Raw genomic sequence first — 3,817 nt, forward strand, 5'->3', positions numbered from 1 at the left:
ATCAGATGATTATCTACCTCAAAAGCATTATTTGACATCCTGAATTGTATGTCCTGAATACTCTTTTTCTGAAACCCATCATAATTAGCAGACCCATAGAGTGTAAGATTATTTATAGAGTAACTACCACTGAGATTTTCACTATGTGACCAAACTCTACTTTTTTCTATCGCACTACTAAGACTAAGACTCAACCCTTGATTCGGTCTAATGGTTGTGATTCTAATAATTGCACCCACCTCGCTACCGAATTCAATTCCGGGATTATTATTTACTTCTATCTTCTTGATTGTCTTTACATCTAAGGATGAAATCTCTGACATAGATAACACCTTACGATTGTTAATGTAGAATATTGGAGAAGACCCATTTAAGGTTTTAATTGCTCCACCCATATTGATAATTCCAGGTAATGCCTGAAGGAGCTTCCCAATATCAGTGTAATTTTCCAAGGGTGTTCCTGATACTAAGCTTTCAATGCTTCCAGAGCTATTGATTTTAACGGCTGGATGTTTTGCTCGGATAACTACTTCATCAAGAAGCTGTGTGTCTGGATTGAGCTTTACAACAACAAAAAGAGAGTCTAACTTATCGTAAGATGTTTTGTAGCCAATGGAACTAACCCTTAGCCAAAGCACATCATCGCACCTACTATCCACATTCAAACTAAAAAGCCCCAGCTCATCTCCTATAACTCCATCAATAACAGTACTATCAGTTCGGTGAATAGAGATTGTCGCGAATGGAATTGCTTCATTTGTTGTAGAGTCAATCACTCTTCCGCTAACTGTTTGTGAGTAAGAGTAAAAAACACATGAGCAAACTAGAAATAATAATATGAGAATACGTTTCATAACTTACTTACTAATGCTAAAATATCAATCCCCTGGTCTAAAGGCTCTACTTTATCCCTTCTGCAATTATTGGGCTTTCCTAGTAAGCCATATTCATTTGAATAATATTTCAGACGGCAGTTCTTGTATGTGCTCCTCCAAACCATACTAAATATTATTGCTTGAGTATTAATTTCTAGAGACTATTGCACGAAGGCGATCTGCTACGTGGATTTCGGGATTCGGGCTCTGTCACGTACGTGAGTACGCTCCCAACGCCCTGGTTGGGCCTTGGTGCCTTACGGCACCTTGCCCTCACCCTCAGCGCCTTGCATCTCATCCTCATTCAGAGTCTCAGCACATTTGAATCAAATATGGAGAAAGGTACTTCGTGCAACATTCTCTTCTAATGCAAAGGTGACGAATTATATTCAATTACACACTACACAAAAATGTAATTCTTTGAGTTCCTTTGAATTTCCACACTTTTGTGTCAGGGGTTACGCATTAGGTGTATATTTATAAGTTAATGACTCTATAAAATAGGAGAAAGTAGTGATTCAAATGCCTGTTTATAACAAACTGATAATCAACACCATATAAAATCTAAAACTTAGTTGCAACTAAGCGATCGGCGAGTTGCAACTAAGCAAATGCCGAGATGCAACAAAGCAAATGCTTAGTTGCAACTAAACTTTTGACCACTTAGCTGTTGTAACAATGATCTTATACAAGCTATTGAGTATAATGGAGTAAGGACCTCGTCAGAGGTCCCTGCCCCCCTTATTTGTGGTATGGATTTGTGCGTGGATGATAATTATGCACTCCATGTAATAGTCTGCTTATCCATTGATACCTTGATAAATACCACTCACAAGACTATTCTAATGCGTAATCTCTAATCTGCTATTAACTCCTTTAGGAAACTATAGAGGTGTTCCGCCATGACTTTCCGAATACATTATGATAGATATGTGGGTAGAAATGGGTAAATTTGTACTTTGATTAGGTATCTTAAATAATTGAGTAGTAAACGTATGAACTGGATAAGCGAAACTTTTCAAGCCATTGACTTGAATCAAATTGGTAGTGTATTTATAGCTCTATTTGCAGTGATAGATATTATTGGGGCTATCCCTATCATTATGAATCTCAAGCAAGCAGGGCAGAAGATTGAACCTTTTAAGACGGTTCTATTCTCTGCGATCATACTGATTGGGTTTCTATTTTTTGGAGAGTGGCTGCTTAGTTTCTTGAGTATCAATATTCAGAGCTTTGCTGCTGCGGGAGCTATTATCCTATTTCTACTCGCCTTCGAGATGATATTTGGGTATGAGATATTTCGCAATGATGCCCCAGGGGGATCCAACACACTTGTACCGCTGGTATTTCCGCTCATTGCTGGAGCGGCCTCTTTTACCACACTGCTATCATTTAGAGCCTCGTATGCTCTAGTGAATATTATCATTGCTACACTCCTCAACCTTGTTGTGGTTTATTTCGTTCTTAAGCGTCTTGACGTGGTAGAGCGACTGATCGGTCAAGGTGGTATATTCGTACTCCGCAAGTTCTTTGGCGTGATACTGATGGCGATGTCGGTTAAGTTTTTCACAGAGAACATCTCTTATTTGGTAGGAGTGATTAAATGATTATCAAAAGGCTTTCCCTTACCAATTACAAGAATATCAAAGCAGCTACCTTACAGTTTTCTGACAAGCTCAACTGTATTGTAGGGGGCAATGGTATGGGGAAAACCAATCTGCTTGATAGTATTTATATCCTCTCCTTTACCCGCTCGTATCAGTACCTTCCCGACTCCCTAATCATTCACCACGACGAGGAGATGGCGATCGTATCGGGAGAATACCAGCGGGAAGATGGGCAGAAGGAGAGTCTCGTTTTGGGACTTAGTCGGGGAAAGAGTAAAAAACTCAGGCGTAATAAAAAGGAGTACTGCCAGATGTCGGACCATATTGGGCTATTTCCTGCAGTGATGATAGCACCAGGTGATATGGATCTGATAAGAGGTGGCAGTGCCGAACGAAGGAGTTTTATGGACCAAATACTTTGCCAGGAATCTAGGGTCTATCTTACTGCAGCCAAAGGGTATAAAAACCTACTAGAGCAGAGAAATAGTTTGCTCAAACAACAAATGGGCTTAGATCTATCTCTGATTGAGGTGCTTAACCAACAGATGGCACCTCTTGCTGAGAAGATTACCGCTTTACGCAATGAATGGATTGGTAGAATCTCACCATTATTTCACAACTATTACAGCACCATCACTAAGGACAAGGAGTGTGTAAAGCTGACGTATGCCACCTCAATTGGAGTGCAAGAGCCTAAGGCGGAGGACTTTCTAACGGCATGGAAAAGCAATCTCCAAGAGGATCTCGCCTGTGGATATACTAGAGTAGGACCTCACCGTGATGATTTAATTATGTTGATAGATGACTTTTTGATCCGCAAGATAGGGTCACAAGGTCAGAATAAAAGTTATATGGTGGCTCTCAAGTTGGCTCAGTACAGTCTACTCTGCCAGCTACATCCAGATAACCTACCTATTCTACTCCTAGATGATATCTTTGACAAACTTGATGAGGATCGTGTTGAAAAAATAGTGGAGTTGGTGAGTGACACACGCTTTGGCCAAATTTTTCTGAGCGATACCAACCGTAAGTACTTAGACCAGATACTAGAGAATCTACCTATAGAAGCCTACACGATATTCCAAGCGAACGATGGCAATTTTCTAGACATCACTCCAGAGCGATGAGGTTTTATAAGACAAAATCTATCCGTGATATTATAGAGGGGTATCGGGAGAAGGAAAGCGGGTTACTGGCTACGATTGAGCTACAAAAGGAGCTTTATGAGCTGTGGAGGGGTCTGTCGGACAAAAGGCTTAATAGCATTAAGGTGACTTTTAAGGTACAAAAAGGGGAGAGGCTAAGTATCATCTGCCCCTCCCCTACTACGCTTAG

At 40.4% G+C, this 3,817-nt stretch carries 4 protein-coding genes; 3 read left to right on the forward strand and 1 reads right to left on the reverse strand.

The genetic code is table 11. The features are described from left to right. Positions 1 to 854, reverse strand: an 854-nt coding sequence (locus tag QVO39_RS01590; RefSeq protein ID WP_288171463.1) for a carboxypeptidase-like regulatory domain-containing protein, incomplete at its 3' end; no start/stop codon positions are given. Positions 855 to 1,870: 1,016 nt separating this feature from the next. Here QVO39_RS01590 and QVO39_RS01595 point away from each other — a divergent pair. The 3 genes from QVO39_RS01595 to QVO39_RS01605 all read left to right on the forward strand — a co-directional run. Next, positions 1,871 to 2,482: a MarC family protein gene (locus QVO39_RS01595; protein WP_018028912.1), complete on the forward strand. Its 612-nt coding sequence runs from the start codon at positions 1,871 to 1,873 to the stop codon at positions 2,480 to 2,482. Continuing rightward, entirely contained in the window at positions 2,479 to 3,609 is a 1,131-nt protein-coding gene (gene recF, locus QVO39_RS01600; protein WP_021902736.1) for a DNA replication/repair protein RecF, read from the forward strand. The genes QVO39_RS01595 and recF overlap by 4 nt, the downstream gene beginning before the upstream one ends. Continuing rightward, positions 3,606 to 3,817, forward strand: a 212-nt coding sequence (locus tag QVO39_RS01605; RefSeq protein WP_288171467.1) for a hypothetical protein, incomplete at its 3' end; no start/stop codon positions are given. The genes recF and QVO39_RS01605, both read left to right, overlap by 4 nt.

The sequence above is a fragment of the Porphyromonas sp. CAG:1061 genome (genome assembly GCF_000435035.1).
GTDB classification, from domain to species: Bacteria; Bacteroidota; Bacteroidia; order Bacteroidales; family Porphyromonadaceae; genus Porphyromonas_A; species Porphyromonas_A somerae.